26 protein-coding genes are annotated in these 26,652 nt (G+C 43.1%); 24 read left to right on the top strand and 2 right to left on the bottom strand.

Annotated elements, in window-relative coordinates; genetic code table 11:
• The first annotated feature begins 72 nt into the window (after positions 1-72).
• Genes radC through GPK88_RS01100 form a run of 10 tightly spaced genes read left to right on the top strand, consistent with a single transcriptional unit; the run spans position 73 to position 10,206 of the window.
• Positions 73-783 carry a RadC family protein gene (radC, locus tag GPK88_RS01145; protein ID WP_021978002.1) on the top strand — a complete coding sequence of 237 codons (711 nt, stop codon included), beginning with the start codon at positions 73-75 and terminating at the stop codon, positions 781-783.
• A gap of 12 nt (positions 784-795) precedes the next feature.
• Positions 796-1,809 (top strand): rod shape-determining protein, encoded by a 1,014-nt coding sequence (locus GPK88_RS01140; protein ID WP_021978003.1) that lies wholly within the window; start codon positions 796-798, stop codon positions 1,807-1,809.
• 13 nt (positions 1,810-1,822) lie between these two features.
• The gene (mreC, locus tag GPK88_RS01135) at positions 1,823-2,719 is read left to right on the top strand and encodes a rod shape-determining protein MreC (RefSeq protein WP_173761632.1); all 897 of its coding nucleotides are present in this window, start codon (positions 1,823-1,825) and stop codon (positions 2,717-2,719) included.
• Positions 2,709-3,236, top strand: a complete 528-nt coding sequence (gene mreD / locus GPK88_RS01130; RefSeq protein ID WP_021978005.1) for a rod shape-determining protein MreD — start codon at positions 2,709-2,711, stop codon at positions 3,234-3,236. Before mreC ends, mreD begins: the two co-directional genes overlap by 11 nt.
• Positions 3,221-6,118, top strand: coding sequence for a penicillin-binding transpeptidase domain-containing protein (locus tag GPK88_RS01125; protein ID WP_118063830.1), 2,898 nt, complete (start codon positions 3,221-3,223; stop codon positions 6,116-6,118). The genes mreD and GPK88_RS01125 overlap by 16 nt, the downstream gene beginning before the upstream one ends.
• Before the next feature lie 58 nt (positions 6,119-6,176).
• A complete protein-coding gene (gene minD, locus GPK88_RS01120) occupies positions 6,177-6,965 on the top strand; it encodes a septum site-determining protein MinD (RefSeq protein WP_118169694.1) in 789 nt (262 codons plus the stop codon).
• Positions 6,966-7,011: 46 nt separating this feature from the next.
• Positions 7,012-7,251, top strand: coding sequence for a cell division topological specificity factor MinE (gene minE / locus GPK88_RS19525; RefSeq protein WP_021978008.1), 240 nt, complete (start codon positions 7,012-7,014; stop codon positions 7,249-7,251).
• A 3-nt stretch (positions 7,252-7,254) separates the two neighbouring features.
• On the top strand, positions 7,255-8,430 hold the full coding sequence (locus GPK88_RS01110; protein ID WP_215707470.1) for an FtsW/RodA/SpoVE family cell cycle protein: 1,176 nt from the start codon (positions 7,255-7,257) through the stop codon (positions 8,428-8,430).
• Positions 8,427-9,596, top strand: coding sequence for a D-alanyl-D-alanine carboxypeptidase family protein (locus GPK88_RS01105; RefSeq protein WP_215707469.1), 1,170 nt, complete (start codon positions 8,427-8,429; stop codon positions 9,594-9,596). The genes GPK88_RS01110 and GPK88_RS01105 overlap by 4 nt, the downstream gene beginning before the upstream one ends.
• A gap of 34 nt (positions 9,597-9,630) precedes the next feature.
• On the top strand, positions 9,631-10,206 hold the full coding sequence (locus GPK88_RS01100; RefSeq protein WP_021978011.1) for a cytidylate kinase-like family protein: 576 nt from the start codon (positions 9,631-9,633) through the stop codon (positions 10,204-10,206).
• Positions 10,207-10,320: 114 nt separating this feature from the next.
• Here the strand turns inward: GPK88_RS01100 and GPK88_RS01095 are convergent, their stop codons facing one another.
• The gene (locus GPK88_RS01095) at positions 10,321-10,803 is read right to left on the bottom strand and encodes a hypothetical protein (protein ID WP_021978012.1); all 483 of its coding nucleotides are present in this window, start codon (positions 10,801-10,803) and stop codon (positions 10,321-10,323) included.
• Positions 10,804-10,993: 190 nt separating this feature from the next.
• On the opposite strand from GPK88_RS01095, the gene GPK88_RS01090 reads away from it, so the two are divergent.
• The 8 genes from GPK88_RS01090 to GPK88_RS01055 all read left to right on the top strand — a co-directional run bounded on the left by GPK88_RS01090 (position 10,994) and on the right by GPK88_RS01055 (position 19,513).
• The gene (locus tag GPK88_RS01090; protein WP_021978013.1) at positions 10,994-11,563 is read left to right on the top strand and encodes a hypothetical protein; all 570 of its coding nucleotides are present in this window, start codon (positions 10,994-10,996) and stop codon (positions 11,561-11,563) included.
• Between the two features lie 14 nt (positions 11,564-11,577).
• Positions 11,578-12,819, top strand: coding sequence for a Y-family DNA polymerase (locus GPK88_RS01085; RefSeq protein WP_021978014.1), 1,242 nt, complete (start codon positions 11,578-11,580; stop codon positions 12,817-12,819).
• Positions 12,820-12,948: 129 nt separating this feature from the next.
• Positions 12,949-13,368, top strand: a complete 420-nt coding sequence (locus GPK88_RS01080) for a hypothetical protein (RefSeq protein ID WP_021978015.1) — start codon at positions 12,949-12,951, stop codon at positions 13,366-13,368.
• A 308-nt stretch (positions 13,369-13,676) separates the two neighbouring features.
• A complete protein-coding gene (locus GPK88_RS01075; protein ID WP_021978016.1) occupies positions 13,677-15,047 on the top strand; it encodes an MATE family efflux transporter in 1,371 nt (456 codons plus the stop codon).
• Positions 15,037-15,861, top strand: coding sequence for a MerR family transcriptional regulator (locus GPK88_RS01070; protein WP_021978017.1), 825 nt, complete (start codon positions 15,037-15,039; stop codon positions 15,859-15,861). The genes GPK88_RS01075 and GPK88_RS01070 overlap by 11 nt, the downstream gene beginning before the upstream one ends.
• A gap of 112 nt (positions 15,862-15,973) precedes the next feature.
• A complete protein-coding gene (locus GPK88_RS01065) occupies positions 15,974-17,206 on the top strand; it encodes an MYG1 family protein (RefSeq protein WP_173761629.1) in 1,233 nt (410 codons plus the stop codon).
• A 114-nt stretch (positions 17,207-17,320) separates the two neighbouring features.
• Positions 17,321-17,551: a hypothetical protein gene (locus GPK88_RS01060; protein WP_021978019.1), complete on the top strand. Its 231-nt coding sequence runs from the start codon at positions 17,321-17,323 to the stop codon at positions 17,549-17,551.
• Positions 17,552-17,761: 210 nt separating this feature from the next.
• Positions 17,762-19,513, top strand: coding sequence for an alpha-amylase family glycosyl hydrolase (locus GPK88_RS01055; RefSeq protein ID WP_215707468.1), 1,752 nt, complete (start codon positions 17,762-17,764; stop codon positions 19,511-19,513).
• Between the two features lie 244 nt (positions 19,514-19,757).
• On the opposite strand, the gene GPK88_RS01050 is transcribed toward GPK88_RS01055, so the two are convergent.
• The gene (locus GPK88_RS01050) at positions 19,758-21,140 is read right to left on the bottom strand and encodes a citrate/2-methylcitrate synthase (protein ID WP_243278945.1); all 1,383 of its coding nucleotides are present in this window, start codon (positions 21,138-21,140) and stop codon (positions 19,758-19,760) included.
• Between the two features lie 300 nt (positions 21,141-21,440).
• Here GPK88_RS01050 and GPK88_RS01045 point away from each other — a divergent pair, with 300 nt between their 5' ends.
• From GPK88_RS01045 to GPK88_RS01020, 6 genes are all read left to right on the top strand, one after another.
• Positions 21,441-22,769 carry a uracil-xanthine permease family protein gene (locus GPK88_RS01045; protein WP_173761627.1) on the top strand — a complete coding sequence of 443 codons (1,329 nt, stop codon included), beginning with the start codon at positions 21,441-21,443 and terminating at the stop codon, positions 22,767-22,769.
• Between the two features lie 10 nt (positions 22,770-22,779).
• Complete coding sequence (locus GPK88_RS01040) at positions 22,780-23,451, top strand: response regulator transcription factor (RefSeq protein WP_148446930.1); 672 nt, start codon at positions 22,780-22,782, stop codon at positions 23,449-23,451.
• Positions 23,448-24,458, top strand: a complete 1,011-nt coding sequence (locus GPK88_RS01035) for a HAMP domain-containing sensor histidine kinase (protein ID WP_148446932.1) — start codon at positions 23,448-23,450, stop codon at positions 24,456-24,458. Before GPK88_RS01040 ends, GPK88_RS01035 begins: the two co-directional genes overlap by 4 nt.
• Positions 24,459-24,657: 199 nt before the next feature.
• Positions 24,658-25,299, top strand: a complete 642-nt coding sequence (locus GPK88_RS01030; protein WP_173741194.1) for a GNAT family N-acetyltransferase — start codon at positions 24,658-24,660, stop codon at positions 25,297-25,299.
• 23 nt (positions 25,300-25,322) lie between these two features.
• Positions 25,323-26,195 (top strand): DegV family protein, encoded by an 873-nt coding sequence (locus GPK88_RS01025; protein ID WP_022427277.1) that lies wholly within the window; start codon positions 25,323-25,325, stop codon positions 26,193-26,195.
• Between the two features lie 108 nt (positions 26,196-26,303).
• Positions 26,304-26,651: a molecular chaperone Hsp90 gene (locus tag GPK88_RS01020; RefSeq protein WP_173741193.1), complete on the top strand. Its 348-nt coding sequence runs from the start codon at positions 26,304-26,306 to the stop codon at positions 26,649-26,651.
• Position 26,652 lies beyond the last annotated feature (1 nt).

Raw genomic sequence — 26,652 nt, 5'->3', positions numbered from 1 at the left:
TCCTGCTTTTTTATGCTAAAATAACTTCTGCAATTTTGCATACCCTTCTTCGAGAGCGAAAAGGGAAATCATATGAAAGATACTATAATGGAAATGCCAGATTATCAGCGCCCGTATGAAAAATGTCTTCGGGAGGGAGAACAGTCTTTAAGCGATCGTGAGCTTCTTGCTGTGATTCTGCGCTGTGGCGTACAGGGATTAAGTTCTCTGACACTGGCTGATAAAATCCTTAATTTATCGGAACAAACAGGTCATTCCGGACTTTTGGGTCTGTTTCATGCTTCTGTACCGGAGCTGATGAAGATCCATGGGATTGGCAAGGTAAAAGCCATACAGCTGAAATGCATCGGGGAGCTTTCCAAACGTATGGCAACTGCTGCAGCGAAGCCGGAACTGTCTTTTCAGCATCCTGTCACAATTGCAAAATATTATATGGAACAGCTTCGTCACGAAGAACAGGAATTATTGTACTGTATGATGCTGGACGGACATAATCATCTCACAGGAGAGCAGCTTTTAAGCCGTGGGACTGCCACCGCCACACTGATCACTCCAAGAGAAGTTTTTGTAGAAGCTGTAAAATATCATGCTGTAAATTTGATCCTTGTGCATAATCATCCAGGCGGTGATCCTTCCCCCAGTCAGGCCGATTTGGAAGTCACCAGACGGGTTTTCGAATCTGGTGAGCTTCTTGGAATCCATCTGTTGGATCATATTATCATTGGAGATCACAGGTACATCAGTTTCCGGGAAAAGGGGATTTTTGATGAGTATATTAAGTGAAGGGGCAGATTTATGCTTTTTAGAAATAATTACGGGGTAGACCTGGGGAGCAGCTCTGTAAAAGTCTATTCTTTTTTCAGAAATAAAACTTACATAGAAAAAAACATGGTTGCCTACCGGGGGCGTCGAATCCTTGCTATTGGAAATGAGGCCTATGAAATGTTTGAAAAATCACCTTCGGATATTTCTGTAGATTCTCCCATGGCTTTTGGAATGCTTGCGAATCTCGAATTACAGGAAATCGTACTTTACAGCATGTTGAAAAAGATCGATCATACATCCGGCCTTGGTGCGGATATGTTTTTTTCGGTTCCTCTTGATATGACGGCCATTGAAAAAAGAGCCTACTATCATCTGGTCAATGGACACTGGCTTAGAAAAAACCGGGTTTTCATGGTAGAATCTCCGATTGCAGATGCGGTAGCCATGAACATCAATCTTGAAAAAAATGAAGGCAGTATGGTTGTAAACATTGGTGCACAGAGTACAGAATTTTCAATCCTTACAGATGGCAAGATCATCATAAGCCGTAAGATCCCTCTTGGAGGCCGGCAGATGAATGAATCCATCTGCAGTGAGATTCGTAAACATTACAATCTGCAGATCGGAACACGTACGGCCAAACGCCTGAAAGTAGTCATGGGACGGCTTAACGACCAGAAAAAGGAAGCCCGGAAAGTTGTAGGAATCGACAGCGTTTCCGGACTTCCCAGAGAAGAAGTTGTTTCCGCCTATGTTGTTAATGAGGGAATCACCAATTGCGTAAATCAGATCGCGGCAGAAATGAAAACATTTCTGGAACGTACACCACCACAGATTGCCTATCATATTGCAAAAGAGGGAATTTACCTTACCGGTGGCAGTACTCGACTTCCATATATCGACAACTATCTGGCAAGTTATACAGGATTTGCCTTTAATCTTTCTGATCTGTACGAAACTTCTGCTGTACATGGACTGGAAAAGATCATTCACGACAGAGAACTGCGCAGATGGGCACAGCCTGTAAAGCAGAAAAAACTGTAAAGGGGCATATATAATGAAAAACATCCGAAAAAAAGTGCGTTTTCATTTTAATTTAAAAAGCAAACATCTTCTGGTAATCATGACACTTTTCTGTGGAAGCTGTATTGTTGCTACCGCAGCTTCCGGAACAACTTCAGCACCTCTGCAGAATGTGGCCGGATTTCTGGTTGTTCCCTTTGAAAAGGGCATTTCCGGTGTCAGTAATATGTTCGGAGATGTAAAAAACAGTCTTCGTGATAAGCAGGACGTACTTCAGGAAAACGAGGAACTTAAAAATCAGATCAACAGTCTTACCGAACAGAATAATATCCTGATCCAGGATCAGACAGAACTTACCAGGCTGAAAGAACTTTATAATCTTGATCAGGAATACACTGATTATCCAAAAGTTGCGGCAAGGATCATCTCCAAAGATCCAGGCAACTGGTACGATACATTTATGATCAATAAAGGTACTAATGATGGAATCCATGTTGACAACAACGTAATTGCAGGAAAAGGACTTGTCGGGATCGTCACGGAAGTTGGCCCATCATGGGCTGCCGTTCGTTCCATTATTGATGATAGCAGTAATGTCAGTGCCATGGCTGTCAGCACTTCTGATAATTGCGTTGTTACCGGAGATCTGGAGCTGATCGATGAGGGAAAACTGAGTTTTGAACAGCTCTATGACCAGGATAACAAAGTAACCGTGGGAGAACGTATTGTCACTTCAAATATCAGCGAAAAATACGTGGAAGGACTGTTTATCGGTTATGTCAGCGAAATCCAACAGGATCCCAATAACTTGACAAAAACAGGTACGATCGTTACACCCGTTGATTTCGGCCATCTGAAAGATGTGTTTGTCATTACCGTCAATAAACAGGACGCAATAGACAAAACGGAGGATGCGTCCAATGAAAAATAAAATAGTATTATTTATTACCATTATTGTCTGTTTTCTCCTGCAATGTACAATAATGGATTACATTTCCATTGGTTCCATTACGCCAAACCTGCCTTTGATCCTGTGTGTAGCCATGGGATTGATGCGCGGAAGAAAAGTCGGACTTTGGACAGGATTTTTTTCAGGACTTTTTATTGATCTTTTTTACGGATCACTGTTTGGTTTCTATGCGCTGATTTATATGTATGCAGGATATATCAGCGGCTACGCATTCCGCAGCTTTTATGATGATGATCTGAAAGTTCCGCTTTTTCTTGTAGCAGGAACAGATCTTCTTTATAATCTGTCTGTATACGGCCTTCAGTTTCTTCTCCGGGGCCGACTTGGATTTTTGACCTACATATACAGAATTATTATCCCCGAGATTGTTTATACGGTTTTTCTCACAATTATCGTATATCGGATATTTTACTGGATCAACTACCACTTAATGGATACTGTAAGGAAAGAAAGTGAGTCTATTTGGGAATTAAAATAAAAAAAATCATCAAAAAAATCCGTCTGAAACGTACTACTGTTCTTGTGATCGTATTTGTTTTTCTTTCATCTGTTCTTGTTCGGCAGCTTTTCAGCCTGCAGATCATACAGGGAGAAGACTATATCAGTAAATTTCAGACACGTACCACAAAAACACGTGTGATCAAAAGTACACGAGGAAATATCTATGACCGAAACGGCACTGTTGTAGCTTCCAATGTTCTTGCCTATTCTGTTACTTTTGAAGATAGTGGAACATATAACAGCACACGTGAAAAAAATCTGGCATTAAATGGTATCGCATACCAGGTATTGCAGATTCTCTCCAAAAACGGGGACAGTTTGGCCGACAATTTTCATATTATTGTTAATGATCACGGTGATTATGCTTTCGATGTGGAGGAAGGTTTTACTCTGAACCGTTTTCGTGCAGATGTTTATGGTGAAGCACAGATTGATAATCTGAGTGATGAGCAGAAAAACGCAACTGCAGCACAAATGATGGATTATCTTACAGGAAGCAATGGATTTTCCATTGTACTCTACGGAAAAGATGCCTATACTGACGAAGAGCTGGCAGCGCATTCTCTCCCCAAAGAGCTTACCAAACAGGAAATCCTTGAAATTGCGATCATGCGCTATCAGCTGAATACGAACAGTTTCAAAAAATACATGCCGGTAACGATTGCAACGAATGTCAGCGAAAAATCAGTTGCTGCCATAAAAGAAAATCAATCCGCACTTCAGGGAATTGATATTGTGGAAGATTCCACAAGGCAATATGTGGAAGATGAGAGTATGGCACCGATTCTTGGCTATACCGGTCAGGCTTCTTCTGAAGAACTGGAAACTCTTCGGAAAGATAATCCAGATTATTCCAATGATGCCATTGTCGGAAAAGCCGGGATTGAACAGTATATGGAACTTCAGCTTCAGGGAAAAGACGGTGAAGAAACCGTTACAGTTGATAATCTTGGAAAAGTTCTTGATATTGATAATTCCAAAACTGTTGAGCCAATAGCCGGAAACGATGTGTATCTCACCATTGATTCTGACTGGCAGAAGAGTATTTACCAGATTCTTGAGCAGCGTGTAGCCGGTATTGTTCTTTCCAAACTGACCCCTGATAAGAGTTTTGATTATGAAGCAGAGAAAGACGCAAGTAAAATCACAATTCCAATCTACTCTGTATATAATGCTCTTATTGCCAACAGCGTTATTGATATCAATAAATTCAGTAACGATGATGCATCCGATACAGAAAAAAATTTATATGCCAAATTTCAGCAAAAACAGCAACAGGTTTTTGATACAATAAGTAACAGGCTGACAGGAGATAATCCTCCGGCATATAAAGACGAAGACTCACAAATGCAGGAATATCTTACCTATATCTGTGATGATCTTTTAACAAACACATTAAACATACTGAAAAGTGATTCCATTGATACCTCTGATGAAACATATAAAGCATGGAAAAATGATGAGAGCATCAGTTTGAAAGATTATCTGAATTATGCTGCCAGTCAGAACTGGATTGATATTTCTCAGATTTCCACTTCTAATGAATATCTGGATTCTGAAGAAATCTATCAGGCACTGACAAATTATATTATCGACTATCTGAAGACAGATACCGGATTCTCCAAGCTTCTGTACAAATATATGCTTCAGGAAGACACCATCAGTGGTGAAGAACTTTGTGTTGTTCTGTATGAACAGGGAGTTCTTTCCAAAGAAGATGAGCTGTATCAGACAATGCTTTCCGGAGGTCTGGATGCATATACCTTTATGTATCGAAAGATTGCCAGTCTTGAGATCACTCCAGCTCAGCTTGCACTGGCACCATGTTCTGCTTCTGCTGTTATTACTGATACTACAAGTGGAGATGTTCTTGCCTGCGTTTCCTATCCTGGTTATGATAATAACAGACTGACCAATAATATGGATACTGATTATTATGCCAAATTATCAACTGATCTTTCTAGTCCGTTTTTTAATAAGGCAACACAGCAGAGAACGGCTCCAGGTTCTACATTGAAGATATTATCTACCGTTGCAGGCATGTCAGAAGGTGTTATCGATGACGGTACTTATATTGAATGTACAGGAAGTTTCGATCTTGTAACACCACCGATCAACTGCTGGAATAAACAGGGGCACGGAGCTCTGGATATCCGTGGAGCGATCGAGCAGTCCTGTAACGTATTTTTCAGTACGATCGGTTTTGAACTTGGAAAAGATTCCGAAGGAAACTTTTCTGAAGCAAGAAGTCTTGGTATGCTTCAGAAGTATGCATCCCTTATGGGACTCGACAAAAAAACTGGCATTGAAATTTCTGAAGCTTCTCCTCAGATTTCAGACAAAAACGCAGTTCCTTCCTATATGGGACAGGGTACGAATATGTTTACCACCAGCCAGCTTGCAAGATATGCTTCAACGATCGCTACATCCGGTACGATCTACAAGCTTTCTCTGCTGGACCGTGTAACAGATTCCAAGGGCAAACTGATCAAGGAATATCCTTCTGAAACAGAGGGACAGCTGGACATTTCCAGCAATATATGGGATGATATCCATGATGGTATGTACCGTGTAGTGCAGACTCATGATCAGTTTAACGGACTTGGTGTGGAAGTTGCCGGAAAAACCGGTACTGCCGAAATTGATTACTATCATCCAAATAATGCTCTTTTCGTGGGATATGCTCCGGTTTCCGAACCGAAATACGCAATATCCGTTCGAATCGCAAACGGATATGCATCCGGTAATGCCTGCCTTGCAGCTAATGATATTTTTAAATACATTTTCGGACTTGCAGATGAAAGCACCATTCTCACTGGTTATGCCGCAAGCGACACCAGTAATGTATCGAATGACTAAACAGACTTTATGAGGATACCAGAAGTGTGGAACATTTTAATGGGAGGAATCAGAAAATATGAGTGAGGTCATTGTCATTACATCCGGAAAAGGCGGCGTGGGTAAAACCACTACGGTAGCAAATATCGGGACCGGGCTGGCGGCCCTGGGAAAACGGGTTGCTGTTGTGGATACGGATATCGGACTTCGAAACCTGGATGTTGTTATGGGACTTGAAAACCGTATTGTTTATAACCTGGTAGATGTCATCAATGGAAGCTGTCGCCTGAAACAGGCTCTGATCCGTGACAGACGGCATCAGGATCTGTACCTTCTTCCTTCTGCACAGACAAAGGACAAGACTGCTGTATCACCGGAACAGATGATCAAGCTTACGGACGATCTCAGGGAGGAATTTGATTATGTTCTTCTGGATTGTCCTGCCGGAATTGAACAGGGATTTAAAAATGCGGTAGCCGGTGCAGATCGTGCCCTTGTGGTAACAACTCCGGAGGTTTCCGCAATCCGTGATGCAGATCGTATCATAGGTTTGCTGGAATCCGGAGGGATTCGGGATATCCGGCTGATTATCAACAGGCTCAGGCCTGAAATGATCGCAAAAGGAGATATGATGTCAGTAGAAGATGTCCTGGAAATCCTTGCTGTAGATCTGATCGGTGCCATTCTTGATGATGAACAGATTGTAATTTCCACAAATCAGGGTGAACCACTGTCTGGGAAAAATTCACAGGCAGAGGAGGAATACCGCAATATCTGTCGACGACTTATTGGAGAAGATGTTCCCTATACTACCGTCCGGCGAAAAAGCAGTGTATTCCAACGGCTTGGCAGTATTTTTCGCAGATAAATAAGCACTGCCAGATTATCTTTTCATCACAGAGGGAGGAATAAATATGCGGTTTTTCTCCGAAAAAAAACGCTCCGCAGGTTATGCCCGTGACCGAATGAAACTTCTTCTTGTATCGGAACGCATAGACTGCTCTCCACAGATGATGAAACTTTTGCGGAATGACCTCATACATACCGTAAAAAAATACGTTGTAATTGATGAAACAAGGGTGACCATACAGATTTCACAGGAACCACCTGTTCTGCATGCTGTCATACCTGTACTTAAGAAAAGGGATGCATAATTTATGATTAAACAGTATAAGCTGCGGTTTTACAACTTTCGTCTGGTAGTTTTTCTTCTGGCGATCAGCTTTATTGGAATCCATCTTGTAGGAACAGCTGCCGATTATCTTCGCACCCGTCAGCTTCTGGGTGTAATCATTGGAGTAGTCTTTATGCTGCTTCTTTCACTGATGGACTACTCCTGGTTGCTGAATTTTCAATGGATCATGTATGGTTTTAATATTGTAATGCTTCTGGCGGTTCGTTTCTTCGGCTCAAGTGCCAACGGCGCAGCAAGATGGGTGGATCTTGGTTTTATTCGCTTCCAGCCGACAGAGTTATCTAAAATCATCATTATCCTGTTTTTTGCAAAATTTTTCATGGATCACGAAGATGATCTGAATACATTGAAAACTCTGGCACAGTCAGCAGTTCTTCTGGTAATTCCGTTAATGTTGATCTATGTACAGCCAGATATGAAAAATACAATTACTATAGTAATTCTGTTCTGTATTCTGATCTATATTGCAGGACTCAGTTACAAAATTATCGGAGGAGCGGCTCTGATTGCAATTCCTCTTGCAATTATTTTTCTGTCGATTGTTGTACAGCCGGATCAGAAACTGATTCAGGATTATCAGAGAAACCGTATTATGTCGTTCCTGTATCCGGAGAACGAAGAATATGCGGATGATATTGAACAGCAGAACAACTCAAAAACAGCTATTGCCTCCGGAGAACTTGTAGGACGTGCTTTCAGTAATGACACAAGTGTTACTTCCGTGAATGATGGAAACTTTGTTTCTGAGAATCAGACAGACTTTATTTTTGCAGTGGCAGGAGAGCAATATGGATTTATTGGCTGTACTCTGATCGTGCTGCTGCTGTTTCTGATTACTTTTGAATGTATCCGGATGAGCCTTCGGGCCAAGGATCTTGCCGGAAAGATCATATGTTGTGGAGTGGGAAGCATTGTTTCCATACAGAGTTTTATCAATATCTGTGTTGCTACCGGACTTGCGCCTAATACCGGTACTCCGCTGCCTTTTGTAAGCTATGGTCTTACCTCTCTGATCAGTCTGTTCATTGGTATGGGACTTATTCTCAATGTAGGACTGCAGAGCAGTGCATATAATAAAGAATTACAGAAGAAAGAGCAGAAAAAGGATGCCTACTTTCGGAAAGAGGAATATTTATGACACATAAAGAAACTGTGAAAAAAACTGCACGTCCTGGAAGTACTCCCGGACATCGGTCTTCCAAAGCCGCAACTCGCACAGCTTCCGCTGGGAAAGACAGAGTTTCTGATCCATCTGCAAAAGCTGTTCCCTCCAGGCGCAAAACACAATCAGTCAGAATGAAACGGATGCGCCGCAAAAAGATCCGCAATACCGTTCTTCTGCTTCTTCTGCTGGTCGTCCTGTGTGGAGCAGGGGGATTTGGAGTCTACATGTTTAAAGGCGGGAATTTTTCCACCCCGGTTAATTCTTTCAACGCCTTTTCCGAATTTGATAATACACTGGTCTCAAAAGAGGAACAGAGAGCAGAGGGCTTTGCTCAGAATCTCTGCGTTGTTACCAAGGATGTTCCTCTGGACTCGGTCAGTCTGGATGATAACCAGTCCGGTGTTCTTTTGAACCTCAGTGACAAAAAGGTCCTCTATGCAAAAGGTGCTTACAATAAGGTATATCCAGCCAGTATCACAAAGATCATGACCGCAATGCTGGCTCTGAAATACGGCAATATGGATGATACCGTAACGATCTCCCAGGAAAATGTTACGCTGGAATCCGGGTCACAGGTTGCAGGTTTTATGGAAGGCGACCAGGTCACCATGGACCAGCTGCTTCACTGCCTTCTGGTCTATTCCGCCAATGATGCAGCTTCTGCCATTGCAGAACATGTAGGCGGTTCCACAGATAAATTTGTGGAAATGATGAACAGTTTTGCCGCTGAGCTTGGATGCACAGGAACTCATTTTACCAATCCTCATGGCCTTCAGGACGAAAATCATTATACAACGCCTTATGATATCTATCTGATGTTAAAAGAGGCGCTGAATTATCCGGAATTTACAGACATCACGCAGATGTCGTCCTATACAGTTACCTACAAACATTCGGATGGCTCAGATGCAAGTACTACCTTAACCGCTACTGACCATTACCTTACCGGTGAGGCCACAACACCGAAGGATGTCACCATCCTCGGTGGAAAAACAGGAACAACGGATAAAGCAGGAAACTGTCTGGCTCTTTTAAGCCAGAATGCTTACGGAAAGCCTTTTATTTCCATTGTTATGGGTGCATCTTCCAAAGATGTTCTGTATCAGGAAATGACATCATTGCTTCAGAATATCAACTGACAGAAAATCATTACATCATAAGGAGGACAAGGCAATGATCATTACAATTGACAGACAATGTGGATGTGGCGGGCACCGTGTAGGTGTTCTGCTGGCAGAAAAACTGGGACTGGAGCTTTATGACAAAAAGAAGCTTCTGGAAGAATCAAAAAAAATCGGTAAATTCGAGGAAAACAGCGATTTCTTTGATGAAAAATCGGTAAACAGCCTGTTATATTCCATCGCAATGAATTATGGTGAAAGAAATCCAATGACGAATTCATTCAGCCTGGTACGGGAACTTACCAAAGGAAAATCTGTTGTTATGATCGGACGATGTGCCAATATCATATATCAGGATATGCCAGATGTCACCACTGTTTATCTCCATGCAGATATGGAACATCGGGTACATCGTATTATGGAGCGCGACCATGTTTCTGATAAAGAAGCACGAAAACAGATCCGGGAAACAGACAAAAAAAGAGAGCAGTTCCATAAATCCTGCACCAATACCTCCTGGAGTGATTCGAACCAGTATCAGCTGTCTATTGATACCGGTCTTGTGGGCATCGAACAATCTGCTCAGCTGATCATTGATTACATTAATCTGAAGAAAAAAAGTATCTGAACCAGACAATAAGATTCATCTGTCAGGCAGATAAAAAAACAGGTACGCTGTGAGTTGGTCAAACCTGCTCATGAAGCGTACCTGTTTTTTATTTATGCATGTGTTTTCTGAAGATCAGTAGACTTCTACGGTATCATCTCCGGTATCTCCGGAACTACTGTCATCCAGTTCCGAATCAGAATTGTCACCGGTATCCGTACCATCATCAACAACATCACCAGTATCTCCTGTATCATCTCCCTGTGAAGTATCTGGATCAGAAGTGTCATTAACGTTCCCGTCATCAGGAGTATATCCCTGATCGTAATTTCCGTCGTCTCCGGTATCTGGATCACCGGTATCTGTGTTATCATCGGAATCATCCGATCCACTGTAATAACTGTCTTCCGTATAGATTGGAAAATCAGCACTGTCAGAATCTGCATCTACGGATCCCTGTGAAGTTGAGTCAGGAACGGGCTCCGCTGCGTTGTTATCCGGAATTGCCGTAAGATGAGAAATGTTTCCATCTTTGGGGACCACAATATAAATCCCAAGCATTACAATACATAATGCCATGGCAAGTCCGGCGATCTTCATTTCTTCCATATGTTTCATAGACGTCAGTCTCCCTGTCATTTTTTTGTATTATAGCACAGAACCAGTCGTATTTGTAAACCTGTTGTTGTTTTTCATGAAATTTATTTTTGGGCAGTGTAGACACATTTTCCCTTCGTGTTTATAATAAACAATAAGATTGATTTCCATGTAGCCATCGAGTATTTTACACAGAAAGGCAGGATATTTCATGAGTAACTGTATCACCACTTATACGGGAAAACATTTTGATCCCACACAACCTGAAAAAGAACGGATCTGCATAGATGATATCGCACATGCCCTTTCTCTTTTATGCCGCGGAAATGGCCATGTAAAGACCTTTTTTTCCGTAGGACAGCATTGTATCCTCTGTGCAAAGGAAGCCATGGCCCGTGGCTTGCCAAGACGTCTTGCACTGGCAGCTCTTCTTCATGATGCCAGTGAATGCTATATGTCTGATGTTCCCAGACCGTTTAAAAAAAGCCTTCCCAAATATCAGCGACAGGAAGAAAAGCTTCTTTGCATCATATATGAAAAATATCTGGGCACCGGACTTTCTGCCAAAGAGGAGCAACAGCTGAAAAACATTGATAATGATCTTCTCTGGTATGATCTGAAATTTCTTCTCAACGAAGAACCGCCGCAGCCCAAACCATCGGTTTGTGTTCCCATAGATTATACAGTCCGTCCTTTCCAGGAAGTGGAAGACGAATATCGGATGTTATTTAAGCAATTGCGGGCGGATATTCACAATTCAGATTTACTTGATCATGATTGAAAGAAGAAGTATGTATGGAACGATTGATTTTTCATGTTGATGTAAACAGCGCCTTCCTTTCCTGGGAAGCTACCCGAAGAGTAAAGCAGGGGCTTCCGGATCTTCGGGAAATTCCTTCCTGCATTGGTGGAGATCCCAGAAAACGGACCGGCATCGTAGTTGCCAAATCCATCCCTGCAAAAAAATACGGGATCCAGACAGGAGAACCAATGGCTATGGCCTTTCGTAAATGCCCGGAACTGATATCCGTTCCGGCAGATTTTGAGCTTTATGATAAATATTCAAGGTCTTTCAAAAGTATCTGTGCATCCTATGCCCCTGTGATGGAATCCTTTTCCATTGATGAGGTATTTCTGGATATGACTGGCACCTCCTACATTTACCCGGATCCGATTGTAACTGCCCATGAGCTGAAAGATAAGATACGGACCGAACTGGGATTCACTGTAAATATCGGCATCTCTGTCAATAAACTGCTGGCAAAAATGGCCTCAGATTTTGAAAAGCCGGATAAAGTACACACCCTGTTCCCGGAAGAGATCCCTGTAAAAATGTGGCCACTTCCCGTAAGAGATCTTCTTTTCCTTGGAAAATCCTCTGAAAAGAAGCTTAAGGAGGCGGGTATACGAACCATCGGTGATCTTGCCCATGAGAAAAAGCCCAAGATCCAGGCACTTCTGGGTGAAAAAGCAGGACAGCAGTTATACCGGTACGCCCGCGGTCTGGATGACTCCCCGGTAAAAATGAAACCAGATGAAGCTAAGGGATTCAGTCTGGAAACAACCTTTAATGATGATCTGGTATCCATGGAGCAGGCGCTTCCAATCCTTCTGGAACAATGCGATGTCCTTGCTGCTCGTATGCGCCGCAAAAAGAAAAAATGTACCTGCATCTCTGTAACCTTTCGAACGCTGGATTTCCAGAACAGATCACACCAGATGAAACTGAAAAACGCCACAGACATCACCGACGAAATTTATTTCCACGCCCGAAAGCTTTTTGAAGAATCCTGGAGAGGACAGCCGCTGCGTCTTCTGGGGGTATCACTTACCGGACTTACCGACGACTCCTTTGAACAATTATCATTCTTTGAAGATACCAGGGAAAAAGAACGCCGCCAGAAACTGGATGCAGCCCTGGATTCTATCCGACTTAAATACGGAAATGACAAGGTTACCCGCGCCAGTATCATGAACAGTACCGCCCGGATCGGGAGAAAAGCAAAAGCGCAGATGGAAAATGAGAGAGAACAATAATGTTTGATGAAAATTTACCAGATTCTTTCAAAAACCCCTTGCAATTTTATTCACAATGCACTATAATTTGAAACATATCAATAGCAATTTTATTCAAAATTATTATATGTGTCTAAGGAGGAAAACAGGATGGTTGAACTGATCGTAGGAAAGAAAGGCAAAGGAAAAACAAAAGTACTGTTAGACAAAGTAAACGGGGCTGTGAAGGATGCCAGCGGCAGCATTGTTTACTTAGACAAAAGCACCAAGCACATGTATGAGCTGAACAACAAAGTCCGCCTCATTGATGTTTCCGGATTTCCGGTTAAGAATGCGGATGAATTCGTAGGATTTATCTGTGGTATCCTCTCTCAGGATCATGATCTGGAGCAGGTATATCTGGACAGCTTCCTTACAACAGCCAAACTTGAAGGAAAGGATGCAACCGGAACACTGGATCAGTTAAGTGCCATCGGTGAAACCTTCAAAGTTTCCTTTATTATCAGTATGTCTCTGGATAAAGAAGAAGTTCCGGCAGCATATCAGGATAAGATTATCTGCGCATTATAATAAAATTGAATATGAACGTCCTATTTTGTACATAAAACATAAAAGAACGTAAATTTTAAAGGGATCTGTCGCAGGGCAGATTCCTTTTTTAATCGAATAACTGCTTCACAGTTATTCGATTATGAGCAAGTAGCGAATGCGGATTGCGAATATCCTCTTGATTGCAAGCCGATTCCTCATATGGTAAATCACGCAAAAAAGCATTGACATTACAACCGTTATAAGGTTTAAATTATATCCGGGAGGTTATCTGACCGGGAATATTGCCATCCGGCTAATACATCCGACCGATCAGACAAAAGAGAATCATGGAAAAAAATCTTACAACCGGAAATATCTTTAAAACTATTGTGTACTTTGCCCTGCCATACCTGTTATCTTATTTTCTTCAGACACTTTACGGAATGGCAGATCTTTTTATCATCGGACAGTTTGACCATGTTGATGCCATCACTGCTGTATCAAACGGAAGCCAGGTCATGCATATGTTAACAGTCATTATTGTAGGACTGGCCATGGGCGCAACCGTTACCATCAGCCGGGCTGTCGGCGCAGACAGGAAGCTGGACGCAGCCAGAGCTATCGGAAACACGGTCACATTATTCATGGCTGTTTCCATTCTTTTTACGCTCCTGCTTCTTCTCCTCGTCAGGCCCATTGTTGTACTGATCGGTATCCCGACAGAAGCGGTGACAGGTACCACACAATATCTTATCATCTGTTTTATCGGAATTCCCTTTATTACAGCTTATAACATAATCAGCTCCATATTCCGTGGCATTGGTGATTCCAAAACTCCCATGTATTTTGTGGCCATTGCCTGTGCTGCCAATATTGTACTGGATTACGTTTTCATTGGCTTTTTCCATATGGGACCATCCGGAGCAGCCCTTGGAACCACACTTGCCCAAACTCTCAGTGTGATCATTGCCCTGATATTCATTCGCCACAGAGAAACCGGAATCCATCTTACAGGAAAAGATTTCCGCCCGGATCCTCATGTGATGACGCAGATCCTGAAAATCGGAATCCCGGTAGCTGTACAGGATGGATATATCCAGGTTGCATTTATTGTGATCACGGTGATCGCCAATCACAGGGGATTAAATGACGCAGCTGCTGTTGGTATCGTGGAAAAAGTGATCAGCGCTGTCTTTCTGGTTCCGTCTTCCATGCTGGCTGCGGTCTCTGCTCTGGCTGCTCAGAATATCGGTGCCAGGAAGCATGACCGTGCGGCAAAAACGCTCCAGTACAGCATCCTGATCACAAGTGTTTACGGAATCATTATCTCATTGATCGTTCAGTTTACCGCTCCACATATCCTTCAGGCATTTACCGGAGATGACACGGTCGTACTTCTTGGCACTCAGTATATCCATTCCTATATCTGGGACTGCATTTTTGCAGGCATCCATTTCAGCTTTACCGGATATTTCTGTGCATATGGAAAATCCTATATTGGTTTTATCCACAATATCATTGCCATTATTCTGGTCCGTATCCCGGGATCTTATCTGGCTTCCAGATATTTTCCCCATACGCTGTTCCCTATGGGAATGGCAGCGCCGGCAGGTTCTCTGCTTTCGGTTCTGATCTGCCTGATCGCCTATTTCTGGTTGAAACACCATGCCGGTCCTGGTCCTGTATCCAGATGCAAAGGAGATTCCAATGGAAGATAAAAAATTATTTCTTATCGGAGAAGTAGCCAAAATGTTCCATATCAGTATGGGGACTCTCCGCCACTATGAGCAGGCTGGTCTTTTAACACCGGAATATACAGACCCGGACACTGGATACCGGTATTATGGCACCAGACAGTTTGAGCTTCTCAACACCATACGTTATCTCAGAGTCCTGGATTTTCCACTCGCCCAGATCAAAGCTTTTCTGGATAACCGTGATACCGATGTGATCGAAGAAAAGCTGGTCCATCAGAAAGAAGTGATCGCAAGGAAGCAAAAAGAGCTGGAGCTGATCTCCCGAAAGATCGACCATCGCCTGGAACAGCTCCGGGATGCCATGAATTCCAGGCTTGATGTGATCCAAACTGTCGAAATTCCCGAAAGCCGCGTTGTCTGGCTCCGGGATTCCCTGCATCCGAAAACATATCTGGATCTTGAGAATTCCATCCGAAAACTGGTAGAAAATCAGAAGGAATCTCTGGTTTTTATGGGAAAGATCGGAATCGGGATCTCCAAAGAACAGCTTTCCCAAAAATCTTTTCAGGATTACGACCGGATCTTTCTTCTTCTGGATCAGGAAGACCGATATGACGGAGAAACGGAAACTTTTCCCAGACAGACCTGCGTAACCATCCGTTTCTGCGGAAGCCACAGGGAAGCACCGGCTTATTATCAGAAACTCCTTGCATACATTGAAGAGAAAAAACTCTGTATCACCGGATTTTCCAGAGAAACCACGTTGATCGATTATGGAATTACAAACAATACCGATAAATTTGTTACGGAAATCCAGATCCCGGTAAATATCTGAAATTTATGCCTTCTCATGGAGTGCTTATTTAAGCTTCCAGTGAGGAGGCTTTGTTTATTCTTCATTTCTGTGGTATACTGAATGGCAGAATAAACACACAGGAGCGTTTCATATGAATCATTTACTGGAAAAAATTAAACAGAAAAATGCATCCGCATTTACCCACAGCGGAAAATTTCATGCAGACGATGTTTTTTCTGCCGCACTGCTTTTATATCTGAATCCTGAGATCACCATCGCACGTGGAAACATTGTTCCGGAAAATTATGAAGGTCTTGTTTTTGATATTGGAAGAGGGCAGTATGACCACCACCAGAAAGACAGCCGTATCCGTGACAACGGCGTTCCCTATGCGGCATTTGGTCTTCTCTGGGAAAAACTCGGGCCGGAAATCCTCGGTGAGGAGCTGGCACAGAAATTCGATGAATCCTTTGTCCAGCCATTGGATATCAATGACAATACCGGTGAAAAAAACGAACTTGCCACGCTCATCGGCAATTTTAATCCTGGATGGGATTCCAAAGGCAGCAATGACGAGGCATTTTTCCAGGCAGTCAGTGTCGCCGGCATGATCCTGGAAAATAAATTTGAGCGTTACCTTGGAAATGAGCGTGCGGACAGACGAGTGGAAGAAGTTCTTGCAGAACACACCGAAGCCCTGGCTTCCGGTGAAACTCCGGCAGAAAATACCAATATCCTGGTACTTCCGGAATTTATTCCCTGCCAGAAGCGCCTTTCCGAAACCAATATCGCTTTTGTGATCTTTCCATCCAACCGGGGCGGCTATTGTATCCAGCCACAGAAAAAAGAATATTCCATGAATTATAAATGCAGCTTTCCTTCTTCCTGGCTGGGCCTGGAAGGAGAGGAGCTGGCTTCGGTAACCGGCCTTGAAAGTGCGATCTTCTGCCACAAAGGCGGTTTTCTCATGACATGCGGAACCCTTGAGGATTCCATTCTCGCCTGCCGGAGCAGTCTTGCCGCGTTTCATGAAGAAGCTGTGATCGTGAGCCTTGGTGGAAATGAAGAGACAGACATGCTGCTTCAAAATCTTCCGGATCTTTCTTCTGCCAGGATCGTGCATCTGCCGGTTCCTCAGCTTCCGGAATTAACATTAAACGGGATCTATGGAGAGCTTTCCATGGAAAAAACAGAATGGAAAAGCCATATAAAAATCCAGATGAAGGAAATCCTCAGATATAAGCCGGAAGCAGTTTTTGCGGACAATGCCATGTTTTCTCTGTACCCACTCGTCCATGCACTGCGAAAAAAACATATCCCAATCCTTACCGTGGTAGAAAAAGATGGACAGAAACTTCTGGTACGGATTCCCTCCGGTTCTTAAAGTCCGCCAGGCGGATATTCGCAACTCGCAGGGGACTCTTTGATTCGGTTACATGTATAATATTATCTGCAGATATATTCATGCTGCATATTCATACAGAAAGAAGGCATATTTATGCGAGAAGAAAAATTTAAAATGGAAAGACAGGGGCTGATCCAGGTAGGAGATAAGGTAAAAATCTCCGAATTTCTCTCTGCCACAAACTACAGCTACATCATCGAACCTGCCGTAGCCATGTCCGGCTGCTACAGAAACGCAGACCGCATCAAATCCAAAGAGGGGATCATCAAAAGCATTGAACATACACCACGTGGCTTTATCGTTACCGCGGAGTTTGATGAATAAACATTCTGTTGATCGGATATCTGTCCCTTCCGGGAGACTTATCTGATCCGCTTAAGATCCGGCAGTTGACAATCTGCCGGATTTTCTGCTGAAAAACTGACTAATTTATTCTGGATTATATGATGATAATCTGGTATTATAAAGAAGATATTTGTGTAATTTCTCTAATTATCAGGAAATTGCAAATTTTTAGAACAGAGGTGTAATATTATGAGCTGGTACAACGAAGCAATCTTCTACCATATTTATCCACTTGGACTTACAGGCGCTCCGAAAGAAAACGATTACGGAACTCCTGTACATCGACTGAACACACTGCTGCCGTGGATCGACCACATCAAGGAAATCGGATGTACTGCCTTATATATAGGTCCGCTTTTTGAAAGTGTAGGACATGGCTATGAGACAACCGATTACAAAAAACTGGACTCCCGTCTTGGAACAAACGAAGATCTCACCAATTTTGTAAAGGCCTGCCACGAAAAGGGCATCCGTGTTATCTTCGACGGTGTATTCAATCATACAGGCCGCGATTTCTTTGCTTTTAAAGATATCCAGAAAAACCGCGAGCATTCCCCATATGTAAACTGGTACTGTAATGTAAATTTCGGCGGAAATACCGAATATAATGATGGTTTTTCTTATGAAAACTGGGGCGGATACAACCTTCTGGTAAAACTGAACCAGCGCAACCCGGAAGTACAGAACTATATCTGCGATGTAATCCGTTTCTGGGTTTCCGAGTTTGATATTGACGGAATCCGCCTGGATGCCGCCGATGTTCTGGATTTTGATTTCATGCGTATTCTCCGCCACACAGCCGATGAAGTTAAAAAAGATTTCTGGCTGATGGGAGAGGTAATCCACGGAGACTACAGCCGCTGGGTAAACGGTCAGACACTTCACAGTGTAACCAACTATGCCCTTCACAAAGCCCTTTACAGCGGTCATAATGACCACAACTATTTTGAAATTGCCCACACAGTAAAATATCTCCAGAATATGGGAGATCTGGATCTTTACAATTTTGTGGACAACCATGATGTGGAGAGGATCCATACCAAATTACAGAACAAGGCACATTTTGCCCCGGTACACGTACTTCTTTATACTTTACCTGGCGTTCCAAGCATCTATTATGGATCTGAATTCGGGATCAAAGGAAAAAAAGAGAAATTTTCCGATGCAAGCTTACGTCCGGCACTTGATCTTGAAGATTACAAAGAAGCCACAACAAAGAACCCCTGTACTGCTCTGATCGCAGCTCTCGGAAAAGTACGCCAGGGAACTCCTGCATTAAGCTACGGTTCCTACGCAGAACTGGCTCTTACAAACCGTCAGTTTGCTTTTGCAAGAGATCTGGAGGGTATGCGCGTGATCGTTACCGTAAATAACGATGACAGCGACGCAGAGATGAATCTTCCAACAGGAAGCGCACCGGAATACGTAGGTGCACTTACCGGACAGAAAGTTTCCGCACAGGGTGGACGTATCCGCGTTCGTGTTGCAGCAAACAGCGGTGAGATCTGGCTTCCTGCAGGAGATATGCCGGAATACAAGCCAGTACAGGTTGAAGTTCCGGAAACGGCTGCAGCAAAAGAAGAAAATACTGCATCTGAGACAGAAGAGAAGCCGGCGGACGAAAATGGCACTGTAGCAGAAACTGCTCAGGAAGCAGAGGCTTCAACAGCCGCAAATACAGATAAAGATTCTGACGATACAGCAAACCCATCAGATGTTTCGTCCACTCCGGAAACAGAACCTTCCAGCTCACAGGAAACAGCCGAAACTGTTACCCCGAATCCAAACAAAACACCGGAAGAGATGACCGTAGGCGAACTTCAGGCTGCCATCCTTGCAAAAATGGCAGGAAACGGCTCTGTAGATGACCAGATGAAAAAGACGGTATACGATAACATCTGGCATGATTCCCTGGTGAACTGGCTGAAGAGCTTTCGATAGGAAATAAATAATAAACGAACATTCCATAAAAAAAACAAGGCAATCCGGTCTTACGCGGAAAGCCTTGTTTTTTTGTAGAAATTTATAAAAATAATTTATAAAAACGATCCAAACATTTACTTTACATAAAATATATTATGTAAAGTTATGATCCTGTTTTTCTGTAAATCAAGAGAACAAAAAACAGCAGAGCTTTCCACCTTAAATAAGACAGAAATCTCCACTGCTTTTATCATTTTTTTATTTATCTCTCATCAAACGGTACAAAATCTGTATGATGTCCCACATATTTGTAAGCAGGACGAATGATCTTGTTGGCACTGATCAACTCTTCCAGACGATGTGCGCTCCAGCCCGGCATACGTGCAATGGCAAAGATCGGAGTGAAGAGTTCTTCCGGGATACCAAGCATGGTATAAACAAATCCACTGTAGAAGTCCACGTTTGCACAGACATTCTTAAACAGCTTTCTGTGTTCCATGATCAGCTTGCCGGCAATGCTCTCAACTTTATCGTAGAGCTTGAATTCCTCTGTCATACCTTTCTCCTCTGCGAGAGCCTGTGCAAAACGCTTCAGGATCACTTCTCGCGGATCGGAGAGTGTATAAACTGCATGTCCCATACCATAGATCAGACCTGCATGGTCAAATGCTTCTTTATTCAGGATCTTCTGGAGATATGCTGTGATCTCTTCTTCACTTTCCCAGTCTTTTACATTGGCTTTTAGATCTGTGAACATGTTCTGGACTTTCAGGTTGGCACCACCATGGCGCGGTCCTTTCAGTGATCCAATGGAAGCAGAAGTGGAAGAGTAGCTGTCTGTTCCGGAAGAAGTTACTACATGTGTGGTAAAGGTAGAGTTGTTACCACCACCATGCTCTGCATGAAGGACAAGTGCGATATCAAGAACCTTGGCCTCAAGCTCTGTATACTTGCCATCCGGACGAAGCATCAGAAGAATATTCTCGGCAAGAGAAAGTCCCTTCTGCGGATTACGGATAAAGAGCGTCTCGTCTTTACGGAAATGACGATATGCGTGATAGGAGTAAACCGCAATTTCAGGAAGCTTGGCGATCAGTTCCAGAGACTGGCGGAGTACATTTTCTACGGAAATATCTTCCGGGTTATCGTCATATGTATAGAGAGCAAGAACGCAGCGCTCCATGGCATTCATAATATTGGCATTGGTTCCTTTCATGACAACGTCACGGACAAAACGTCCTCCCAGATCTTCCATATCGGAAAGAAGTTCCAGAAATCTGGAAAGTTCTTCCTTACTTGGAAGTTTACCAAAGATCAGAAGATAAATTGTCTCCTCAAAGCCAAAACGTCTGTCCTTCAGGCCATTTACAATGTCCTGTACATTAATTCCCTGATAATACAGTTCACCGTCCGCCGGAATACGTCTGCCATTGACCAGCTTGTAGCCGGTAACATCAGAAATCTCGGTAAGGCCTGTGAGAACACCTTTACCTGCGGAATCACGAAGACCTCTTTTTACATCGTATTCCACGTAGAGATTGGGATCGATGTGATGATGCTTCATCAGCTCCTGCTCAAAGAATTTCATTCTGCCTTTCAGCTGTTCGGAGTCTTCCAGACTCATCATTTCATGCTTTTTTTCCATAATCTTTTCCTCATTTCCCCATTGTATATTAAAAAACACTGATACAGTTAAGATTGGTTACATCTTCGTAATCAGTGTTCGGGTATGGCATACATTTGTGTTTACCTGGTTAATAATTCTACAGTAAAAGTTCCGAAAATGCAAGAGGGTATTTCTTTTTTTCGTGCATAAATATTCATAAGTCGATATATTTCATCTATTATTACATTTATTCATCAAAATCCGTCTGGTTTCCGCAACAAACCTGTGTTATGATTGTTCCGTAACTTTTTCTTATAATAGAAGGGAGAATTTAAAAGAATGCAAAGCAGCATCAACAACATTTACAAGCTGGACGGAACCGTCCCCATTGCCAAGGCGATCCCGTTTGGGCTTCAGCACATCCTTGCCATGTTTGTCTCAAACCTGACACCGATCACACTGATCGCAACCTCAGCCCAGCCTGCTCTTACCCAGGCACAGATCGCAATTCTGCTCCAGAATGCCATGTTTGTGGCCGGAATCGCTACACTGATCCAGCTTTACCCCATATGGAAGATCGGTTCCAGACTTCCGGTTGTAATGGGAGTCAGTTTTACCTTTGTCACTGTTTTAAGTACCGTTGCGGCCAATTACGGTTATCCTGCCGTGATCGGTGCGGTTATGATCGGCGGTATCATGGAAGGAACCCTTGGCCTTCTTGCAAAATACTGGCGGAAGATCATCACACCGGTAGTGGCCGCTTCTGTAGTAACTTCTATCGGCTTTTCACTGTTTACCGTAGGAGCCAGATCTTTTGGCGGCGGATATAATGAAGATTTCGGCTCTGCACAAAACCTGCTTCTTGGTACTATTACACTTGCTGTGTGTCTGCTCTGGAATGTTCTCAGCAAAGGATATCTGAAACAGTTATCTGTACTTGCCGGTCTGGTAGTCGGATACATCATTGCCATTTTTATGGGAAAAGTCGACCTTGGTTCCATCTTATCCGGAGGACTTATTTCCCTTCCTCATCTGTTTCCTGTAAAACCGGAATTCCATGCGGGAGCCATTGTTTCCACCTGCATTATCTTCCTGGTATCCGCGGCGGAGACCATCGGCGATACTTCCGCACTTGTTTCTTCCGGACTGGACCGTGAGATCACCGGAAAAGAAATTTCAGGTTCTCTTGCCTGTGATGGTTATGCTTCCACGATCTCTTCCCTGTTCGGCTGTCCTCCGGTAACATCCTTCTCACAGAATGTAGGACTGGTTGCCATGACAAAGGTTGTAAACCGTTTCACCATTATGACAGGAGCTGTATGTATGATCCTGGCCGGACTGCTGCCACCTATCGGAAACTTTTTCGCTTCACTTCCGGATTCTGTTGTGGGAGGATGTACCATTATGATGTTCGGTTCCATTCTGACTTCCGGTGTACAGATGATCGCTTCCTGCGGTTTTTCCCAGCGGAACATTACCATTGTTTCTCTTTCCCTTGCTGTAGGAATTGGATTTACCACAGCAAGTGAGAGCGGAATCTGGGATATCTTCCCATCTATCATACAGTCTGTTTTTGCGGAAAATGTAGTTGCTGTTGTGTTTATCATATCCATTGTTTTAAGCTGTATTCTGCCTGAAAACATGGATATCGAAAAGATCAAGGAATAGGGATGTAAAAATGTTTAAAATTCTCATTGCGGAAGATGACCGGGAACTCCGCCAGCTTTTCCAACATGTCCTGCTGAAAAATGGTTATACAGTAAAAGGAGTTGCCGACGGGCAGGAAGCATTGGATGCCCTGGAAAAAGATTATTATGATCTGATCATCTCGGATATTATGATGCCAAACATGGATGGCTATGAACTGGTCCGTTCACTCAGAGATGCCGGGGATTCCATTCCTGTACTTATGGTCACTGCCAAAGATGCTTTTGATGATATGCGTATGGGATTTTTGTCCGGCACCGATGATTATATGGTAAAACCGGTTAACATCAACGAACTGGTTTTGCGGGTAGGTGCCCTTCTTCGCAGAGCGCAGATGATCAATGAGCGGAAACAACGGATCGGCGATACCATTCTGGAGTGCGACTCCCTGACAGTATCCACCTCCTCGGAAAGTATGGTCCTTCCTCAGAAAGAGTTCATGCTTTTGTATAAGATGGTATCCTTTCCGGGAAAAATCTTCACCAGACAGCAGCTTATGGATGATATCTGGGGATATGATTCCGCAAGCGATGCCCATACGGTAGATGTCCACATCGGAAGGCTTCGGGAACGCTTCCGGGATAATCCGGATTTTAAGATCGTAACAATCCGGGGAGTTGGATATAAGGTGGTAAAAGCATGAAAAAGAAGCCTTTCGAAAATTTAAGCATCCGCATACGTTTTATCCTTATGATCATGCTGGAACTTATCTGTGTATCTCTGATATCCTGGCTTGTTATGGATGTTCTGCATATTTCAGATGTTCCGTACATTGTATGGATCATCCTGGCCAGTGTGATCGCAGGGGGCGTTCTCAACAACTTCCTCAGTATCCGGTACTTCGGCCCTGTATTAAAGCTGGAAAAAGCCATGCAGCAAGTCGCAGAAGGCGACTTTTCCGTCCGGCTGAAAACCGGAAAACAGCTGAAAGAAATCCAGGATATTTATTCCAATTTTAACCTGATGGTCCAGGAACTGGAAGCAACGGAGATCCTGCAGACAGATTTCGTTTCCAATGTTTCCCATGAATTTAAAACGCCCATCAGTGCCATTGAGGGTTATGCAACTCTTCTGCAGGATAGCGACATGCCCATATCAAAAGAGCAGGAGCAGTACATCGACAAAATCCTTCTTAATACCAGAAGGCTTTCCCACCTGGCAGGAAATATCCTGCTTCTGTCCAAAATTGAACACCAGGCAATCCAGACCCGGCAGAACTGGTACCGCCTGGATGAACAGATCCGGCAGTCCATTGTTATGATGGAACCGAAATGGTCAGAAAAAGAAATTGAATTTGATGTGGACATGATGGATGTGGAGTATCTTGGAAACGAAAATCTCATCTGTCATGTATGGGACAATCTGCTTTCCAATGCTATCAAATTCAGTCCCTGTGGTGGTACGATCTATATCCGGATGATGCCGGAAGGAGAAAAGATCCGTTTTTCCATAGAAAACGAAGGCCCCCAGATCAGTGAATACTCCATGAAACATATTTTTGACAAATTTTACCAGGGCGACAGTTCCCATAAACAGGAGGGAAACGGTCTTGGACTTGCCCTTGTAAAACAGATCCTGAACCTGTGTATGGGAACCGTTTCCGTGGAAAATATTCCCGGAAGCGGCTGTCGTTTTACTGTTATACTGTAAAACAAATATTTTACACATATCCATAAAACCCAAAAACAGCGGATACCTTATTTTTCATGAGGTTCTTCCGTTGTTTTTTATTTTATATAAACTTTTTCATAAACTTCAACAATTGTTGAGAAACAGTTGATGTTAAGTTGCAGATCATCTTTTAAAGTATAGGATAGTTATTTATGAAAAAATACAGGAGATATGGACTATGTTATTAAAAAAAGCACCTGCCTACCGGAAAGCAGAAAAGGAAGATTTTTCAATGATCCGGGAATTTATCCGAAGAAATTATAAAGACCGCTGGGAGTTTGAGGAAACACATACCGAAAAACGTCTGACCAGACTTTTCTTTTACACCTATATGATATACAGAGATAGCGTTACCGTGGCAACCTACCGTGATCAGGTAGTTGGGGTGCTCATTACCGGTAAAGAATCTCATGGCCATTTTGCCCCGGTTTTCCGTTTGAAAGAAGGCTATCATTTCCTGCGCCTGAAGTTTACTAAGGAAGGCCGGAAGAATCTGGAGCATTTTAACAAACTTCAGGATATGAAAAAACAATTGACTGTTTCCCCGGAGAAACCGACTCCCGGAAATATCCTCTTTCTTTATGTAAGCAAAGATTACCGTAGAAACGGAATCGGTACCGGGCTTCTCAAACAGATTTCAACAGAGAAGGATACGGATTATTCCATATATATGGACCAGCTGGATCAAAGAACCTTTATGGAAAGTCATGGTTTCGTAAAGAAAAACGAGGTTTCCCAGATGCGGGAGCTGAACAAAAAACGCTTCCGGGAAAGTGTAGCTCTTTATAAAAAAGAACCGCGTTGCGAAACACATTCATAAATTACACAGGAGATAAATGGAAAATGAAAAAAATTGGAATCATGGCTGACAGCCACAGTGGCATTTTAAAACAAGAAGCAGAGGAACTGGATATTCATGTCCTTCCCATGCCTTTTTATCTGAATGGAGAACTGTTTCATGAAGACCTGGATTTTTCCAGAACAGGATTTTATGAGAAGCTGCGTGAAGGAGCAGATGTTTCAACTTCACAGCCTTCCCCACAGGAAGTTATGGAAATGTGGGACGAAATGCTTTTATCTTATGATCAGATCCTCTACATTCCGTTGAGCAGTAGTTTAAGCGGTTCCTGCATGACTGCTGCCGCCTTGTCTCAGGAACCAAAATACGAAAACAAAGTGTATGTGGTAGATAACGGGCGTGTTTCCACACCCCTTCACCGTTCCATTCTGGATGCGATAGACCTGGTGGAAGATGGATATACAGCACCGCAGATCAAGGATATTCTGGAAGCTTCCCGTGAAAAAACCGTGATCTATGTCGGATTAAGCACACTGGAATATCTGAAAAAGGGAGGCCGTATCAATACCACCACAGCACTGGCCGCAAATCTTCTCAATATCAAACCGGTTATGAAATTTGGAACCGGTAAACTGGATGTTTTCCAGAAATGCAGAGGCATGAAAAAATCAAGAAAAGCCATGATCGATGCTATGCACAGAGAATTGGAAACAACTTTCAAAAAAGAATATGATGCCGGAAAAGTATATCTTATGGCTGCCTCCAGCAGCACTGCGGAAGTTACCGCAGACTGGATCTCACAGATCCGGGAAAGCTTTCCGGGAATGGATGTGATGTGTGATGATCTTTCCCTTGGTCTTTCCTGCCATATTGGTCCGGACGGGCTGGGGATCGGATGCTCCTGTATGCCTTTATAAAAAATAGCCCAATATTTTCTGCAAATGATCCAGAGTTGTGGTATGATATTGTTATAAATACATAACAGATAGATTTTATCTGTCATTGATCAGAAGGGAGAAATTACCATGGCAAAAACAATCAAAGAATTAACACAGGATCTTCTTCAGGCACCCTCTGCATGCAAAGAAGTAAAAGAAGCGGCACAGAATTATCTGGATGCTGCAGGAACTGAGAAAGAAGCAGAAGCGGCAACTGCTTATGTAAAAGAGCTGGAAGCAGATATCATGCCCATTGACGGACTGATCTCTTTTGCAGGTTCTGACATGGGCGCACAGGTATTTGGCGCAGATGACGCAAAAAAGATCCTGGCTCATGCTGAGGAGATCAAAGCTTCCGGTGCAAAATACTGTGACTGCCCAGCATGTGCAGCCTGCGAAGCACTTCTGAACAAAAAAGCAGAAATTCTGAAGTAAT

The sequence above is a fragment of the Blautia sp. MCC269 genome (genome assembly GCF_018785655.1).
GTDB lineage: Bacteria > Bacillota > Clostridia > Lachnospirales > Lachnospiraceae > Blautia_A.
Note: the sequence above shows the minus strand (reverse complement) of the source record. Positions and strands in the feature narration are given on the sequence as shown.

Bases quoted from the DNA above. Each gene is read 5' to 3' on its own strand.
- radC (WP_021978002.1), top strand. From the start codon at position 73: ATGAAAGATACTATAATGGAAATGCCAGATTATCAGCGCCCGTATGAA.
- GPK88_RS01140 (WP_021978003.1), top strand. From the start codon at position 796: ATGCTTTTTAGAAATAATTACGGGGTAGACCTGGGGAGCAGCTCTGTA.
- mreC (WP_173761632.1), top strand. From the start codon at position 1,823: ATGAAAAACATCCGAAAAAAAGTGCGTTTTCATTTTAATTTAAAAAGC.
- mreD (WP_021978005.1), top strand. From the start codon at position 2,709: ATGAAAAATAAAATAGTATTATTTATTACCATTATTGTCTGTTTTCTC.
- minD (WP_118169694.1), top strand. From the start codon at position 6,177: ATGAGTGAGGTCATTGTCATTACATCCGGAAAAGGCGGCGTGGGTAAA.
- minE (WP_021978008.1), top strand. From the start codon at position 7,012: ATGCGGTTTTTCTCCGAAAAAAAACGCTCCGCAGGTTATGCCCGTGAC.
- GPK88_RS01110 (WP_215707470.1), top strand. From the start codon at position 7,255: ATGATTAAACAGTATAAGCTGCGGTTTTACAACTTTCGTCTGGTAGTT.
- GPK88_RS01105 (WP_215707469.1), top strand. From the start codon at position 8,427: ATGACACATAAAGAAACTGTGAAAAAAACTGCACGTCCTGGAAGTACT.
- GPK88_RS01100 (WP_021978011.1), top strand. From the start codon at position 9,631: ATGATCATTACAATTGACAGACAATGTGGATGTGGCGGGCACCGTGTA.
- GPK88_RS01095 (WP_021978012.1), bottom strand. From the start codon at position 10,803: ATGAAACATATGGAAGAAATGAAGATCGCCGGACTTGCCATGGCATTA.
- GPK88_RS01090 (WP_021978013.1), top strand. From the start codon at position 10,994: ATGAGTAACTGTATCACCACTTATACGGGAAAACATTTTGATCCCACA.
- GPK88_RS01085 (WP_021978014.1), top strand. From the start codon at position 11,578: ATGGAACGATTGATTTTTCATGTTGATGTAAACAGCGCCTTCCTTTCC.
- GPK88_RS01080 (WP_021978015.1), top strand. From the start codon at position 12,949: ATGGTTGAACTGATCGTAGGAAAGAAAGGCAAAGGAAAAACAAAAGTA.
- GPK88_RS01075 (WP_021978016.1), top strand. From the start codon at position 13,677: ATGGAAAAAAATCTTACAACCGGAAATATCTTTAAAACTATTGTGTAC.
- GPK88_RS01070 (WP_021978017.1), top strand. From the start codon at position 15,037: ATGGAAGATAAAAAATTATTTCTTATCGGAGAAGTAGCCAAAATGTTC.
- GPK88_RS01065 (WP_173761629.1), top strand. From the start codon at position 15,974: ATGAATCATTTACTGGAAAAAATTAAACAGAAAAATGCATCCGCATTT.
- GPK88_RS01060 (WP_021978019.1), top strand. From the start codon at position 17,321: ATGCGAGAAGAAAAATTTAAAATGGAAAGACAGGGGCTGATCCAGGTA.
- GPK88_RS01055 (WP_215707468.1), top strand. From the start codon at position 17,762: ATGAGCTGGTACAACGAAGCAATCTTCTACCATATTTATCCACTTGGA.
- GPK88_RS01050 (WP_243278945.1), bottom strand. From the start codon at position 21,140: ATGGAAAAAAAGCATGAAATGATGAGTCTGGAAGACTCCGAACAGCTG.
- GPK88_RS01045 (WP_173761627.1), top strand. From the start codon at position 21,441: ATGCAAAGCAGCATCAACAACATTTACAAGCTGGACGGAACCGTCCCC.
- GPK88_RS01040 (WP_148446930.1), top strand. From the start codon at position 22,780: ATGTTTAAAATTCTCATTGCGGAAGATGACCGGGAACTCCGCCAGCTT.
- GPK88_RS01035 (WP_148446932.1), top strand. From the start codon at position 23,448: ATGAAAAAGAAGCCTTTCGAAAATTTAAGCATCCGCATACGTTTTATC.
- GPK88_RS01030 (WP_173741194.1), top strand. From the start codon at position 24,658: ATGTTATTAAAAAAAGCACCTGCCTACCGGAAAGCAGAAAAGGAAGAT.
- GPK88_RS01025 (WP_022427277.1), top strand. From the start codon at position 25,323: ATGAAAAAAATTGGAATCATGGCTGACAGCCACAGTGGCATTTTAAAA.
- GPK88_RS01020 (WP_173741193.1), top strand. From the start codon at position 26,304: ATGGCAAAAACAATCAAAGAATTAACACAGGATCTTCTTCAGGCACCC.